16 protein-coding genes are annotated in these 15,045 nt (G+C 56.5%); 14 read left to right on the top strand and 2 right to left on the bottom strand.

The window, feature by feature from the left end:
• Positions 1-5: 5 nt before the first annotated feature.
• From hisD to ACZ1HV_RS21620, 8 genes are read left to right on the top strand one after another with little or no spacing between them, the layout of a single operon-like run.
• Entirely contained in the window at positions 6-1,319 is a 1,314-nt protein-coding gene (hisD, locus tag ACZ1HV_RS21655; protein WP_472716276.1) for a histidinol dehydrogenase, read from the top strand.
• Between the two features lie 4 nt (positions 1,320-1,323).
• The gene (locus tag ACZ1HV_RS21650; RefSeq protein WP_472716275.1) at positions 1,324-2,076 is read left to right on the top strand and encodes an SDR family NAD(P)-dependent oxidoreductase; all 753 of its coding nucleotides are present in this window, start codon (positions 1,324-1,326) and stop codon (positions 2,074-2,076) included.
• The gene (locus ACZ1HV_RS21645; protein WP_472716274.1) at positions 2,073-3,068 is read left to right on the top strand and encodes a zinc-dependent alcohol dehydrogenase; all 996 of its coding nucleotides are present in this window, start codon (positions 2,073-2,075) and stop codon (positions 3,066-3,068) included. The genes ACZ1HV_RS21650 and ACZ1HV_RS21645 overlap by 4 nt, the downstream gene beginning before the upstream one ends.
• Positions 3,069-3,078: 10 nt before the next feature.
• Positions 3,079-3,369, top strand: a complete 291-nt coding sequence (locus tag ACZ1HV_RS21640) for a UxaA family hydrolase (protein WP_298813086.1) — start codon at positions 3,079-3,081, stop codon at positions 3,367-3,369.
• A 12-nt stretch (positions 3,370-3,381) separates the two neighbouring features.
• Positions 3,382-4,563 carry a UxaA family hydrolase gene (locus ACZ1HV_RS21635; RefSeq protein WP_298813088.1) on the top strand — a complete coding sequence of 394 codons (1,182 nt, stop codon included), beginning with the start codon at positions 3,382-3,384 and terminating at the stop codon, positions 4,561-4,563.
• 51 nt (positions 4,564-4,614) lie between these two features.
• Positions 4,615-5,625 carry an Ldh family oxidoreductase gene (locus ACZ1HV_RS21630; RefSeq protein WP_472716273.1) on the top strand — a complete coding sequence of 337 codons (1,011 nt, stop codon included), beginning with the start codon at positions 4,615-4,617 and terminating at the stop codon, positions 5,623-5,625.
• Positions 5,612-6,694, top strand: a complete 1,083-nt coding sequence (locus tag ACZ1HV_RS21625) for a YeiH family protein (RefSeq protein WP_472716272.1) — start codon at positions 5,612-5,614, stop codon at positions 6,692-6,694. Before ACZ1HV_RS21630 ends, ACZ1HV_RS21625 begins: the two co-directional genes overlap by 14 nt.
• 27 nt (positions 6,695-6,721) lie before the next feature.
• Positions 6,722-7,141, top strand: coding sequence for a universal stress protein (locus ACZ1HV_RS21620; protein ID WP_298813094.1), 420 nt, complete (start codon positions 6,722-6,724; stop codon positions 7,139-7,141).
• A 68-nt stretch (positions 7,142-7,209) separates the two neighbouring features.
• Here the strand turns inward: ACZ1HV_RS21620 and ACZ1HV_RS21615 are convergent, their stop codons facing one another.
• Complete coding sequence (locus ACZ1HV_RS21615) at positions 7,210-8,364, bottom strand: fumarylacetoacetate hydrolase family protein (RefSeq protein ID WP_472716271.1); 1,155 nt, start codon at positions 8,362-8,364, stop codon at positions 7,210-7,212.
• Between the two features lie 234 nt (positions 8,365-8,598).
• The gene (locus ACZ1HV_RS21610) at positions 8,599-9,612 is read right to left on the bottom strand and encodes a LacI family DNA-binding transcriptional regulator (RefSeq protein WP_298813098.1); all 1,014 of its coding nucleotides are present in this window, start codon (positions 9,610-9,612) and stop codon (positions 8,599-8,601) included.
• Between the two features lie 98 nt (positions 9,613-9,710).
• Here ACZ1HV_RS21610 and ACZ1HV_RS21605 point away from each other — a divergent pair, with 98 nt between their 5' ends.
• From ACZ1HV_RS21605 to ACZ1HV_RS21580, 6 genes are all read left to right on the top strand, one after another.
• Complete coding sequence (locus ACZ1HV_RS21605) at positions 9,711-10,253, top strand: hypothetical protein (protein WP_472716270.1); 543 nt, start codon at positions 9,711-9,713, stop codon at positions 10,251-10,253.
• A complete protein-coding gene (locus tag ACZ1HV_RS21600) occupies positions 10,196-10,723 on the top strand; it encodes a phosphotransferase family protein (RefSeq protein ID WP_472718484.1) in 528 nt (175 codons plus the stop codon). Before ACZ1HV_RS21605 ends, ACZ1HV_RS21600 begins: the two co-directional genes overlap by 58 nt.
• Complete coding sequence (eno, locus tag ACZ1HV_RS21595; RefSeq protein WP_472716269.1) at positions 10,720-12,018, top strand: phosphopyruvate hydratase; 1,299 nt, start codon at positions 10,720-10,722, stop codon at positions 12,016-12,018. Before ACZ1HV_RS21600 ends, eno begins: the two co-directional genes overlap by 4 nt.
• Positions 12,019-12,028: 10 nt before the next feature.
• Positions 12,029-12,871, top strand: coding sequence for a fumarylacetoacetate hydrolase family protein (locus tag ACZ1HV_RS21590; protein ID WP_472716268.1), 843 nt, complete (start codon positions 12,029-12,031; stop codon positions 12,869-12,871).
• Positions 12,872-12,882: 11 nt separating this feature from the next.
• On the top strand, positions 12,883-13,623 hold the full coding sequence (locus tag ACZ1HV_RS21585) for an SDR family oxidoreductase (RefSeq protein ID WP_298813106.1): 741 nt from the start codon (positions 12,883-12,885) through the stop codon (positions 13,621-13,623).
• A 123-nt stretch (positions 13,624-13,746) separates the two neighbouring features.
• Positions 13,747-15,021: an ABC transporter substrate-binding protein gene (locus tag ACZ1HV_RS21580; protein ID WP_298813108.1), complete on the top strand. Its 1,275-nt coding sequence runs from the start codon at positions 13,747-13,749 to the stop codon at positions 15,019-15,021.
• Positions 15,022-15,045: the final 24 nt, after the last annotated feature.

The following is a 15,045-nucleotide window of genomic DNA, read 5'->3' as shown; positions in this document are numbered from 1 at the left end:
CTGAAATGACTGTTGAATATTTAAAGAAGGCGGTCCTGACATCCAAGACCGATGCTTCCGAGACCACCAAAATCGTGCAGGAGATCCTGGACACAATCGAAGCGGGCGGCGACGCCGCCGCCCTGGAATACGCTGCCAAGTTCGACAAGTATGAAGGAGATATCATCTTGAGTGATGCAGCAATCGAGGCTGCGTCGGCAAAAGTGCCGGAAAAACTCAAGCGGGATATCGAATTCGCACATCAGAACGTCAAGCGCTTTGCCGAAGCTCAACGTGAGACCTGCCAGGACATTGAAGTGGAAGTGATCCCTGGATTGATCGCTGGACAAAAGAGCATCCCGGTCGACACTGCCGGGTGCTACATCCCCGGTGGCCGCTACAGCCACATTGCCAGCGCCATCATGACTGTAACCACCGCAAAGGTGGCTGGCTGTAAGAATATCATCGCCTGCTCACCGCCACGCCCGGGCATCGGCGTCAATGCCGCCATCATCTATGCTGCCAAGGTGTGCGGCGCTGACAAGATCCTGGCCATGGGTGGGGTGCAGGGCGTCGCTGCGATGACATTTGGCCTCTTCGGGTTGCCCAAGGCCAACATCCTTGTTGGTCCTGGCAACCAATTTGTTGCCGAAGCCAAAAGGATCCTGTTCGGCAGGGTCGGTATCGACATGATCGCCGGACCGACGGATAGCCTTGTTCTGGCCGATGCGACCGCCGATGCCGAAGTCGTGGCTGCCGATCTCGTTGGCCAGGCCGAACACGGCTACAATTCACCAGTCTGGCTTGTGACGGACGACCGTTCCCTGGCCGAAGAAGTGATGGCACTCGTACCCAAACTGATCGACGACTTGCCGGATGTGAACCGGGACAATGCCACAGCCGCCTGGCGGGACTATGCTGAGGTCATCCTTTGCGAGAACCGGGAAGACATGGCGGCAACATCAGACCTCTATGCTCCTGAACACCTCACCGTTCAGGCGCAAGATCTGGATTGGTGGCTTAAACGGCTGTCCTGCTACGGATCGCTCTTTCTCGGCGAGGAGACCACCGTTGCCTTCGGCGACAAGGCGTCAGGACCAAACCATGTTCTGCCGACTTCCGGAGCTGCGACCTATACCGGCGGTCTTTCCGTGCACAAATACATGAAGATCGTCACATGGCAGCGCGCAACACGCGATGCAGCCAAACCGGTGGCAGAAGCAACGGCTCGCATTTCAAGGCTTGAGGGTATGGAAGGCCACGCACGCACGGCTGATATCAGGCTCCGGAAATACTTTCCTGACGAGACATTCGATCTCACAGCCGATGCCGGGGTCTGATCGAATGACTGCCCTCTTCGACGTAGCTGGCAAGGTTGCCTGCGTGACCGGAGCAAGCTCCGGCCTCGGGCGCCGTGCCGCCACCGTGCTGGCGAGGGCCGGCGCATCGGTGGTTGGCGTTGCGCGCAGGGCTGAAGACCTGGAAAACTGGAGACGGGAAGCAGGCGGCCATACCGCGGCTGTACCTGCCGACCTGAGCGACCGCGACAAGATTGCAACGATCGTTGAAGACGTGAGCGCGCCCTTCGGCCCACCTCAGATCCTGGTGCACGCCGCCGGTATCAACACCAGACAGGCTGCGGACGATGTTACTCTGGAGGGATGGGACATCACTTTGACCCTCAATCTCACGATACCCTTCTTTTTGAGCAAAGCCTTTGTTCCGGCCATGCGCGAAAAAGGTTGGGGCCGTATCGTCAATTTTGCGTCATTGCAGACCGAGCGCGCCTTTCCGGGCGGCATCTCCTACGGAGCCTCCAAAGGCGGTATTGGCCAACTAACAAGGGCGATGGCGGAAGCCTGGTCGGAGCACGGCATCAACACCAATGCGCTCGGGCCCGGTTTCTTTCCAACGGAATTGACGGCTGCGGTCTTTGGTGACAAGGAAAGAGCGGAACGAAATGCAGCTCAAACCTGCATTGGGCGAAACGGTAAACTGGAAGACATCGACGGACCGTTGTTATTCCTATGCTCTGAAGCCTCCAGCTACGTGACCGGCCAGATCCTGATGGTCGATGGAGGGTTTACTGCAAAATGAAAGCACTTGTTTACACGGGACCCGAAGCCCAATCCTATCGGGACGTTGCCGATCCTGTTCCTGCACAGGATGAAGTCCTCATCCGCGTGGCCCATACAGGCATATGCGGTTCAGACATGCACGCTTATCTTGGGCACGATGAGCGCCGGCCAGCACCGCTGATACTTGGTCATGAGGTCGCCGGAACGGTTCAGACAGGGCCCCTGTCCGGCCGGCATGTCACGGTCAATCCACTGGTAACCTGCGGCAAATGCGAAGCCTGCAGATCCGGGCGTGACAACCTGTGTGCGGAACGCCAGATAATTTCCATGCCGCCGCGTGAAGGCGGCTTTGCAGACTATCTTGCCATGCCTGAGCGAAATCTGGTGACCGTTCCAGATCACGTATCGGACGCACAAGCTGCCCTGGCAGAACCGATAGCCTGTGGTTGGCATGCAGTGCGGCTGGCCCGCGCCGCGCTCAGTTGCGAACCCGCCGAAGCGCGAACCCTTGTGATCGGCGGCGGCGCTATCGGCCTCGGTGCAGCGCTCTCTTTGAGAGCTCAGGGCATGCCTGATGTCCGTCTGGTGGAACCGAATGAGAGCCGTGGCCAATTCCTCGCAAAGACCTGCGGCATCGAAGTCCTGACACCGGAAGAAGCAGACACCAGCGGCCAATATGACCTGGTGATTGACGGCGTCGGTTATGCCGCGACAAGGGCAGCGGCCTCAGCGCAGGTAAAGCCGGGTGGTGTCATTGCCCATATAGGCCTTGGGTCCGCTGACGGAGGGCTCGACATACGTCGCATCACCCTTCAGGAAATCACCTTTTTCGGCACTTACACCTACACCTCAGAAGACTTCCGACAGACAGCCAAAGCGATGTTCGAAGGAAGATTAGGTGCACTAAACTGGGTTGAAATCCGGCCTTTGTCGGAAGGCCAGGCAGCCTTTGCCGACTTGCGTGCAGGCAATATCTCGGTGCCCAAAATTCTACTTTCGCCAAACACCTAAGGAGACATTCATGTCTGAAATCCCCCATCTTCTTGTCCATGAACACGCCGACAATGTCGGTGTGGTCGTCGTGGAAGGACTGACGGCCGGTACCGAAATGCTGTGCTGTGTCACCCACGACAACTCTACCTTCCGGCTGACCGCGGGCGCTGATGTGCCCATCGGGCACAAGATCGCACTGAAAGACCTGAAAGACGGAGACACGGCTGTCAAATACGGCGAAGACATCGGCAAGATCATTGCGGATATCCAAAAGGGCGGACATGTCCACACCCACAACTGCAAAACAAAGCGCTGGTAAGGAGCCCTGCCCATGTCATCCAAATACTCAAATGTCACGGTGAAGGCCTATCGGCGGGAAAACGGCCGGGTAGGTGTTCGCAACCATGTTGTCATTCTTCCCGTCGACGATATTTCGAACGCAGCCTGTGAGGCCGTGGCCAATAACGTCAAGGGAACCCTTGCCATTCCGCATGCCTATGGCCGACTTCAATTCGGCGAGGACCTTGAACTGCATTTCCGCACGATGATCGGCACCGGAGCCAACCCGAATGTTGCCGCTGTTGTCGTGATCGGGATCGAGCCGGGCTGGACCAAACGCATCGCGGACGGCATCCGCGAGACCGGCAAGCCTGTCGCTGAGTTCTCCATTGAGCAGAATGGTGACTTCGAGACCATTCGTGCTGCGTCCTGGAAAGCCAAGGAATTCGTTCACTGGTCAACCGAACTTCAGCGCGAGGAATGCCCGCTTTCGGACCTGTGGGTGTCGACAAAATGTGGAGAAAGCGACACAACGACCGGCCTTGGATCGTGTCCGACTGTCGGCAACATGTACGACAAGCTGCTGCCGGAAGGCATCACCGGCTTTTTCGGTGAAACGTCAGAGATCACCGGCGCTGAGCACATTTGCCAGAAACGGGCGATCAACGAGGAAGTCGGAGAGCGATGGCACAAGATGTGGAAGGCATATCAGGACGATGTGATCTTTGCGCACCAGACTGACGACCTTTCCGACAGTCAGCCGACGAAGGGCAACATCGAAGGAGGCTTGACCACGATTGAAGAAAAAGCGCTCGGCAATCTTGAAAAGATCGGTCGAACCTCGCAATACATCGACATCCTGGAGCCGGCTGAAGCACCCAAGTCCGGTAAAGGTCTCTATTTCATGGATTCATCATCCGCCGCGGCGGAATGCGTGACCCTGATGGCAGCCGGTGGCGCCGTGATCCACACCTTCCCGACAGGGCAAGGCAACGTGGTCGGCAACCCGATTGTGCCGGTCATCAAGATCACAGCCAATCCGCGCACAGTGCGCACGATGAGCGAACACGTTGACGTGGACGTCTCCGGCATCTTGCGCCGGGAGATGACCATCGATGAGGCCGGCGACGAGTTGATCGATATGATCCGTCGCACTGCCAATGGGCGCAACACGGCTGCAGAAGCCCTCGGTCATAGAGAGTTCTCAATGACCAAACTGTACAGAAGCGCCTGATTTACGGGCCGGATGGCCGGTTCGCCGGCCATCTCTAGGAGTGACGACTTAATGGAAACCTCAGAGCGTATCGGCCTCGCCGATGCAGTCAGTCTGATTTCGGCGGCTTTTGTCGCGGCCGATGTCCCTTCCCCAGTGGCCCAGACAGTCGCCGAGGCCCTGGTTGCCGCCGAAGCAGAAGGTCAGATCGGTCACGGGTTTTCTCGCGTTGAAGACTACGTCGCCCAGGTCCGCTCGGGTAAAATTCGGGCGCAGGCGGCGGTCGACATCAAGGAAATCGGAAGTTCAAGTCTGCTGGCAGATGCCGGCTTCGGCTTTGCCTATCCTGCCCTCGATCTTGTTATTGCGCGTGGGGCTGCCCTAGCACAGGAACATGGATGCGCCACCATGGGTGTCACGCGCTCACATCACTGCGGCGCCCTATCCGTTCAGGTTGAAAAGCTTGCCAGACAGGGACTGCTCGGCATCATGGTCGCAAACGCGCCCGCTGCAATGGCACCGTTCGGAGCCAAGTCGGCGGTCTTCGGAACCAATCCGATTGCCTTCGCCGCACCCAGGGCGGGTCGGAATCCCCTGGTGATTGATTTGTCCTTGTCACGCGTGGCACGCGGCAAAGTTATGAATGCCAGAAAGGCGGGCAAACCAATCCCTGAAGGATGGGCACTCAACAAGGACGGCCAGCCAACCACGGATGCTTCGGAAGCACTGGAAGGCACCATGCTGCCCATAGGCGAAGCAAAGGGCACGGCGCTTGCCTTGATGGTCGAAATCCTGGCCTCGGTAATGACCGGGGCAGCCAAGAGCACTGAAGCATCTTCCTTTTTCAGCAGCGATGGTCCGCCTCCCGGGGTCGGTCAATTCCTGATCGCCATGAAACCTCAGGATCAGGCCCATTTCGCGGACCGTCTCGAAGGCTTGCTACATCTCATTGAGACAATGGAAGGCGCTCGCCTTCCCGGCACAAGACGATCCGCTGCCATTCGAGAGGCGAAAGACAAGGGCATTGAAGTACCGGCCCGGTATCTTGAAGTCGTGAGGGGACTTGCAGATGTCTCCGTCTGACCTCAATGAACAGGCCGCGTCCGGCAGCCCTGAAAACGCCAGCGGATCAAAGTTCGGCACCAATGTGTTTCGAAAGATTATGCCAGGCGTGCTCGTTGCCCTGGTTATTGCGCTTGCCAGCCAATTCATTGCCGAGCATTACGGCGCTCCGGCAATGCTTCTTGCGCTCCTGATCGGCATCTCGCTGAACTTCCTGTCCGAGGATATCCGCTGCCAGGCGGGTATCGCATTCAGCGCGCGCACTCTCCTTCGACTGGGCGTCGCCCTTTTGGGGCTGCGCATCAGCTTCGATATGGTCAGCGCGCTTGGGTGGCCGGTCGTGGGTCTGGTCGTTGCAGGCGTCCTCCTGACCATCGCCTTTGGCCTTGCAGTTTCACGCCTGTTCGGATTCCGCTACCGGTTTGCGTTCCTGTCGGCAGGGTCTGTCGCAATTTGCGGTGCGTCCGCCGCCATGGCCATCGCCGCCATTTTGCCCAAGGATGAAAGATCAGAGGACAGGCTCGTCTTCACGGTGGTCGGCGTGACCATATTGTCGACACTTGCCATGATCCTCTACCCGGTCCTTTCAGAGCAGCTTGCACTCAGTGACCGGGCGGCCGGCATCTATCTCGGTGCCACGATCCACGATGTTGCGCAGGTCGTCGGTGCCGGTTTTTCCGTTTCGCAGGAAGCTGGCGAGACGGCAACGCTGGTAAAGTTGCTGCGTGTCGCCATGCTTGCCCCCATCGTGATGACGGCGTTGATCGTGCTTCGCATGACCGTCGGCAGCAGTGCTTCCGGCAACGCCGGCATGCCTCTCGTCCCGGCATTCGTGGTCGGCTTCGTAGCCCTGGCGACACTCAACTCGGTTGTCGCACTTCCGGCAGTGATTACTGAGCTGTCAGCAGACCTGTCGCGCTGGCTTTTGCTGCTGGCAATCGCAGCGGTTGGACTGAAAACAGTTCCGAAAGACTTGATGAAAGTCGGCAAGGCAGCCGCAGGATTGCTGATTGCAGAAACCGTTTTTCTCGCTGCACTGGTCGCAATCGGGCTTCTTGTCCTGCTTCCAGGCCTGCAGGGCGTCTCATAAAAGTTCAGAAATGGAGGCTTCAGGTCGATGTACAAAAATGTTCTCATTCCCGTCGCGCTGGATCACGAAACGCTTGTTCAGCGGAAACTTGAAGTCGCACGGCATCTTTTGACTGACGATGGTCGGATCACCCTGCTGACCGTGCTTGAAAACATTCCAGGCTTCGTCTCCGAGTTCGTTGACCTGAAGATCGACAATCACCTGACTGACAAAGTGGCCGACAAGCTGCAAAAGGCTGCCGCCGGAGACAAGCGCGTCGGCTGCAAGGTCGTCACCGGCAAACCCGGTGTCCAGATTGCAAGCTATGCCAAGGAAAACAAGATCGACTTGATACTGGTCGGTTCCCATCATCCGTCTGCACAGGACTACTTTCTGGGGTCGACGGCGTCCCGTGTGGTGCGGCGCGCTGAATGCTCTGTATTTGTTGTACGCGATGACGACAGCTGAGGCCAGTCACCTCCGACAGACCTGACACGGACGATACCAGCGAGCCGGTGTCCCCGCTTGTCTCGTCGCTATATGAGCTTGCGCGTTGAAAGGTTGGTCATCAATGCGCGGTTTCCGAAACGCCATTCAGGACAATCGGTTGACAGCCGGACCGTGTTTCGGAGCGTTCCCAGCTGGCGACAGGATATCTCGACGATGTCGCCAAGTTTGTGAGTGAAGCCCTCACCTGGCGTGTCGCGATCTTCCGTTGGCGCAAACAGCGTTCCGAGGAACAGGAAAAAACCGTCTGGATACTGGTGATGGCGGCCACATGCCTGAGCCACAAGATCAAGCGGGTCGCGGCTGATCTCGGTCATGGTCGAATGCCCCGACATCACAAACCCATCTTCACCCGTGACTTTCAGATCAAGTTCCAATCGACGTACATCGTCCATGCCGAACGAGTCATCGAACAAACGCACCGCAGGTCCGATGGACGTTGATGCGTTGTTGTCTTTGGCCTTGCCCAACAGCAATGCGGATCGTCCTTCGATGTCGCGCAGGTTCACGTCATTACCCAGCATCGCACCTTTGACCTGGCCGGAACTGCTGACTGCAAGTACGACCTCTGGCTCTGGATTGTTCCACCGCGAAGCTGGGTGCAGACCGACGGCAGCACCGGCACCGACAGCTGACATGGGCTGCGATTTCGTGAAAACCTCTGCGTCCGGCCCGATGCCAACTTCCAGATACTGCGACCACATATCTTCGGCAACGAGGGCGTCCTTCAGCTGCCCAGCCTTTTCAGAGCCGGGCACCACGGATTTCAGGCTTTCTCCCATGATAGCCGTGCAGCGTTCACGGATCTGTTCTGCCTTGCTGGGGTCTCCCTTCGCCCTTTCCTCGATCACACGCTCAAGCATGGAAGATGCAAACGTCACACCGCAGGCTTTGATTGCCTGAAGGTCCACAGGTGCCAAAAGCCAAGGCACAGAGGTGTCCGGTGTTTCGCAGGAATTTGATGCGACCTGCTCGAGACTGCCAATCGGCTCACCCTTGGCAGTGGCGAGCCACGCTGCCGGGCTATCGAGCTCAAGAAGATCGTGAACCGTAGGCACAGCCTTGCAGGTGACATCGTACAAAATGCCATTTTTCAATGCACAGATCGACGGCCCCGAAACGTCGGCCCGCCAAACCCTGAATAAAAATGTGCCGTCTTTAGGAAGGTTCAGTGATGAACTCATGATGCTATCGTATCCGCATTTGTAAACACAGTCTGTCTTGCTGCCAGTCTCATTTATGTTGTCAAAGTGCGCCACTCACACCTGTCCGGAAATCAGACATTGGCTGGTTGCAGAAGACGGCACTGAAACATTCAGAACGCATATCATTCGGCCCGGCCTGGAACCAGCACCGACCCGTCACCCAGCGTCTGAAAAAATGCAGACCTCTGTGTTCGCTAGAAAACTTTCTGGTGCTCAGGACTTTCGGACCACAAGCTCAGCCTGAAATTCGAAAATCTGAGCATCATCATCGTCGACTGTACCCGACTTCAAAACCTGAAGCGTCTGGTTGGCAAGAGGTGAAACCGGAACACGGATCGTCGAGATGCCACCTTCAATCCATGTATAGAATGACGGATCGCCATACCCGATAAAGGCAATGTCAGCACCCGGCCTCCGGCCCGACGTCAAAAGAGCGTGCAGAGCCCCATTTGAAATCTCAAACCCACCGCAGACAATTGCCGTTGCCTCTCCTTCTGACAAGAGAGCCTCTGCAGAAGCGCCTCCCATAGAAAACGAAGGTGGTGCTGTCTTGATCAATGCCTGAATTTCGGGAAGCCCGCTCTCGTGAAGCCCTCTGCGATAAGCCTTCAGGCGGTTACGACCGGAAGACAGATCCGCGTTGGCACCGATATAGGCTATTTTCCTATGCCCTGTTGCATGAAGGTGCTTGACCGCGGCGGAGATCGCTCCGGCATCATCCACCAGGATTGCAGCTTCACGCCCTGTCTCGGAACGCTGGCGGATAAGCTGAATGACGTCGAGCCCGTCAAGATGATGAGGGTCGTGCCCGGTCGAGACAGGATCTCCGGGGGCCGGCACAACGACAACAGCTTTTGCCTGAACTTCGCGCAGTTGCTGCATTGCCTTGTGTTCCGTTTTCAAATCATCATCGGTCAGATGAATGATCAACTGATAGGAAAAGGCTTCACAGATCCGGGCGAGTTCATTCGCGAAACTTGCATAAAACTCATTGACGATGTTTGGCAGCAAAAGACCAACAATTCGGGTGCCGTCGCCTCGCATGGCCGTCGCCGCTGCGATTTTGACATAACCGAGTTCAGCAGCCCGTTTTTTCACGAGCTCCCGCGTGTCTTTCTGGACATTCGGGTGATCGGAGAGCGCCCGGGAAACGGTCATATGCGAGATCCCGAGGTCCTTTGCGATGGTTTTGATTGTTACCCGAGCCGCCAAATTTCTGCTCTCCATTTTGTCACAGCGCGCAAACTATGACTTGACAGAGGCGAGAGTGCAATGGCAAATGTTCACGTGAACATAGATCAATCAAGTCAAACGAACGGATGAAGATGCCGACCGCGCTCAAAATAAGGTGCGAAGAACTGATTGCCGAGCTTGGACTGGCCGATCCGGCTTCGATCACCGACGTTCAACCACTCACCGGGGGCGTTGCTTCCGATATCGCCATGGTCGAAGTTGAAGGTCGGCGAATGTGCATCAAGTTCGCCCTTCCGAAACTGAAGGTCGCTGAGGACTGGCAAGCGCCGGTGCACCGGAACAAAGCTGAGTTCGAGTGGCTGAAAGTAGCAGCAGAAATCGCTCCTGAAAGCGCCGTCAGGGTTTTCGGACGGTCGGAAGAAAAACACGGCTTTGCAATGGAGTTCCTTGCTGGCGATGATGTATCCCTCTGGAAGAAGGATCTGCTCGAAGGCCGTCGAATTCCGTCCCGTGCAAAGAAGGTTGGCAACCTGCTCGGAAGCATCCACACGGCCTCGTCCAGACCCGGGTTCGACACTCCCCCTTCCAGAACAGGGATGACTTTTATGCGCTTCGCATCGAGCCCTATCTTGTCTTCACAGCGAAAAAAGTCACCGAAGTTGCCGATCGGCTGACTGCACTGGCTGACCAGCTCTATGAAACCGATACGGTACTCGTCCACGGCGACGTCAGTCCGAAAAATATCCTGTTCAGGGGAGCGCAGCCGGTCGTACTCGATGCAGAGTGCGCCACCATGGGCGCACCTGAATTCGACGCCGCATTTTGCCTGAACCACCTCATCTTGAAAGCTCAGCACGTCCCCTCGCTTCGTCCAGCTCTCGCAGAAGACCTCGCATCGTTTTGGGATGCCTATGCGGCGCATGCCAGCTGGGATGCACCTGGCCGGATCGAACGCCGCACCGCGGAGCTCCTGCCAGCCTTGATGCTTGCCCGCATCGACGGCAAATCTCCGGTTGAATATCTGGACGAAAGTTCCCGTTCAACAATCAGAGCGGCATCGATCACCTTGCTGAGACAGCCAAAATCAAAAATCGGCGAGATTGCCGAGACACTTGCACAAACATGGAAGGGTAACAGCCGTTGACCGCGATCACATCAGTCAGAGGACGGCGGGTCTGGGACTCCCGTGGCAATCCGACGCTAGAAGTCGACGTTATCCTTGAAGACGGAAGCCTCGGCAGGGCAATCGCTCCTGCAGGTGCAAGCCGGGGCACGCGCGAAGCTGTTGATCTGCGGGACGGAGGAAGCAAATTGCGCGGCATGGGTGTTTCTCAAGCCCTGGAAAGCGTCAACAAGACGATTGCTCCGGCACTTGTTGGATTGAGTGCAGACAAGCAGCGAACCGTGGATGACGGGCTGCTCGAACTGGACCCTTCACCAGTCAAGGAAACGCTCGGCGGCAACGCGATGGTTGCCACTTCGCTCGCCGTTCTTCACGCAGCAGCTGCCAGTGCGAAGAAGCCGCTCTGGTGTCATGTCGCGGATCTCTATGAACAAACTCCGTCCATCCCCCTGCCTGAAATTCAGATCTTCGGCGGTGGTGCACATGCTGGACGAAGGGTTGATATTCAAGACTTCATGATCATGGTGCCGGGCGCTCAGAGTTTCGACGAAGTCCTTGAAATAACAAATGAAGTTTATTTCGCGGCGGGAGACATCATGGCTTCGAAAGGCCGGTTGGCGGGTGTCGCCGACGAGGGCGGCTGGTGGCCGGTTTTTGACAGCAATGAAGAAGCCTTGGAGACCCTTGTTAAAGCCATCGAAAAAGCAGGTGAAAAACCAGGCGAGCGGATCGCGATCTCGCTGGACATCGCCGCATCTGAATTCGGCCAAAACGGAAAATACCGGCTTGCACTCGAAGACAAGGCATTGGACAGTGGCGAGCTGATTGACCTGCTTGGAAACTGGCTTGACACCTATCCAATCGTCTCGATCGAAGACCCGGTTGGAGAGGATGACACTGACGGCATGATTGAATTCACCAAACGGTTCGGCCAACGGGTCCAGATCATCGGCGACGACTATCTGGTGACCAATGCCAAACTGGTGGAAGCAGCAAACGCAGATCAAGCCTGCAATGCTGTCCTGATCAAGGTCAATCAGGCTGGAACCGTCAGCGAGGCTGTAGACGCTTTCGTTGCGGCAAAAAAATCAGACTGGGGGGCAATTGTTTCTGCAAGATCCGGTGAAACTGAAGATGTTTCCATCAGCCATCTGGCGACGGGTCTTGGATGTGGACAATTGAAGGTTGGTTCCTTCACCCGCTCAGAACGGATGGTTAAGTGGAATGAATGCCTGCGTATCCAGGAGCAGCTGGGCAGCGGGAATTTTGCTGCCGGGGCCGCCTTGAAAGGCACCTGGTGGGGCAAAAAACACTAAGGACGAGTACATGAAGTTTTTGAGACTTGGGGCAGTCGGTGAGGAAGTTCCCTGCCTTTTGGACGAGAGCGGCACAGCGCGCGACATTTCTTCTCTGGTGTCGGACATCACGCCTGATACCATTTCCGGGCTGACCACGGCTGTCGCCGGCATTGATCCTGCTTCCCTGCCGGAAGTCGACCAGACAGGTGTCCGTGTGGGACCTCCCGTCAGTCACCCGCGCAACATTTACTGCATTGGCCTCAACTACAGTGACCATGCCAAAGAAGCCGGCATGCCGATCCCCGATGAGCCCATCCTCTTTAACAAGTCGTCCGGCACGTATTGCGCGCCCTTCGATCCGATTCTGTATTCTGACAAGATGACCAAGCTCGATTGGGAAGTCGAGCTCGGCATCGTGATCGGCAAGCAAACCTTCAATATCTCCAAGGACCAAGCGCTGGATCACATTCTTGGCTACACGCTCGTCAACGATGTGTCTGAGCGATCCTGGCAGCTGGAACGCGGTGGGCAATGGGCCAAAGGGAAAAGTTTCCCCAATTTCTGTCCGACAGGTCCATGGATCGTCACCGGAGACGAACTGGAAGATGCCAACTCCTTGCCGATGTGGCTGGACGTCAATGGCCAGCGCATGCAAAACGGCAACACAGATACGATGATTTTCGATCCGGCAACCATTGTCAGCTACCTGAGTGAATTTCTGCGGCTGGAACCGGGTGATCTGATTTGCACCGGCACGCCTCCAGGTGTCGGCGCCGGGATGAAACCCCCGGTCTGGCTAAAGGTTGGAGACAAGGTCTCACTTGGCATCCACGGGCTGGGAAGCCAGGAACAGATTGTACAGAAGATCTGAAGGAAAGAACTGTGTCGGAGAGACTGAAGGGAAAAACCGCGATAGTAACTGCCGCAGGCCAAGGCATTGGCCGGGCCGTTGCAGAACGCCTGCGCGACGAAGGTGCCGCGGTATTTGCCAGCGATCTCAATGAAACGCTCTTTGACGGCCTGGCCGGTGTGACGACCGGCCGGCTCGATGCCACTGATCAGACCGCCATTGACGTTTATTTCGGAAACTTTGAACAGGTCGATATTCTCGTTCACTGCGTCGGCTATGTCCATCAGGGAACGATCGAAGAATGCAACGAAACAGAGTGGATGCGGTCCACTGACATAACTCTTACCAGCGCTTATCGCGTCCTGCGGGCTGCGGTCCCTAAAATGAAGACCTCCGGCGGCAGCATCATCACCATCGGGTCAGTGGCAAGCTCCGTCAAAGGCTTCCCCAAGCGCGCTGCCTATGGCGCCGCAAAGGGTGGCGTAATCGGCCTGACCAAAGCCGTTGCGGCGGACTATCTGACCGACAGGATCAGGTGCAATTCTGTATGCCCGGGTACAGTTGACAGTCCAAGTCTTCGGCAACGCATTGAAGATCTTGCTGAGGAACTCGGCGGCCGAGAGGCGGCGGAAAAGTTCTTCACCAGCCGACAACCATCTGGCCGATTTGGCCAAGTGGACGAAGTTGCATCGCTCTGCGCTTATCTGGCGTCAGATGAAAGTGCCTTCGTTACAGGACAGGCAATAAACATCGATGGAGGCATAACGATTTAAGCAGGGCATATGCAGTCCTGCAAAATTGAAAACCACTTTTTGTTCACGTGCACACAAAATTGTTCACGTGAACTAATAACAGCCTGCATATCCAACAGCGTCATGACCGAGGAGGAAGAACCGATGACGAGCTTGCATAAGAAACTGATGGTAACGGTGGCAGCGGCTGCAGTTACGACATTGGCGATCGCCGGTGGAGCACACGCGGAACCCAAAACCAACCTGCTTCACCAGTGGCATTCGGGTTCGAATGCCGAAGCTATCAATGTGCTTGGCACCATGTTTGAGGAAAAAGGCGGCAGCTGGAAGCAGACGGCCATTCCGGGCCACACGTCCAACACGATTGCCCGTCTGCGCGCTGACGTAATTTCCGGCAATCCCCCATCGGCGGTTCAGCTTAAAGGCCCTGAAATCGGCGAATGGGCAAAGACCGGCCTGACGGCTGATCTCAACGCGCTCGCTGAAGAAGAAAACTGGGAAGCAGTCGTTGCCCCTGAACTCGTCAGCGTCATGAAACCGCACGGCACGTGGGTTGCATCGCCCATGAACATCCACCGCATCGACTGGATGTGGGCGTCCAAATCCGCGATGGACGCGATCGGTGCTGAGGAGTTGCCAAAGACTTGGGATGAGTTCAACGTTCTGGCCGAACAGATGGCCGAAAAGGGCATTGTACCTGTTGCCCATGGTGGTCAGGACTGGATCGACGGAACTCTGTTTGAAATCGTGGCTCAGGGCATCAGCACGGATCTTTTCAGGAAGGCTTTCATAGAACTCGACCTGGAAGCACTTAACAGCCCGGAAATGGTTGCTGCCTTCGACCAGCTACGCAAGATGGTCGGCTGGATGGACCCGGCTTTCCCAGGCCGCGGCTGGGAAGAGCCCCTCAACATGATGGCAAAGGGTGAAGCCGGCTTTTATTTCCATGGCGACTGGGCCATCGGAACCATGAACGCCGCCGGTTATGAATACGGCAAGGACTATCTGTGCGCCGGCGCACCGATGAACAGTGGCGAACCGGGCTACATCCTGAATTCAGATTCAGTTGTCTTCTTCAAGCAAAGTGACCCGGAATTCATCGAAGGTCAGAAAATGATGGCCTCCCTGATCATGTCCCCGGACTTCCAGAAAGTCTTCAATGTGGCAAAGGGCTCCATACCGGCCCGCATGGATGTTGAATTGGGTGACGAATTCAACCCGTGTCAGCAGCTCAATCTGGTTGATCTGAAAAACGCTGCGGAAGCCGGAACCGTGGTGCGGTCAATGGCGCACAACATGGCTGTACCGGAAAAATTCCGCAAAGCCATGTTCACGGTCATCTCCGAGTTCATCACCAGCGACATGAGCTCTGAAGACGCCGCACAGAAAATGGCGGAAGCGGTGATCAACGAATACTGATCGCATCTCCTCAAGGAAGGGGCC

It is taken from the genome of Roseibium sp. JB4-4, assembly GCF_055693425.1.
The sequence above is the reverse complement of the archived record's forward strand: the minus strand, read 5'-3'. Positions and strand labels throughout refer to the sequence as shown.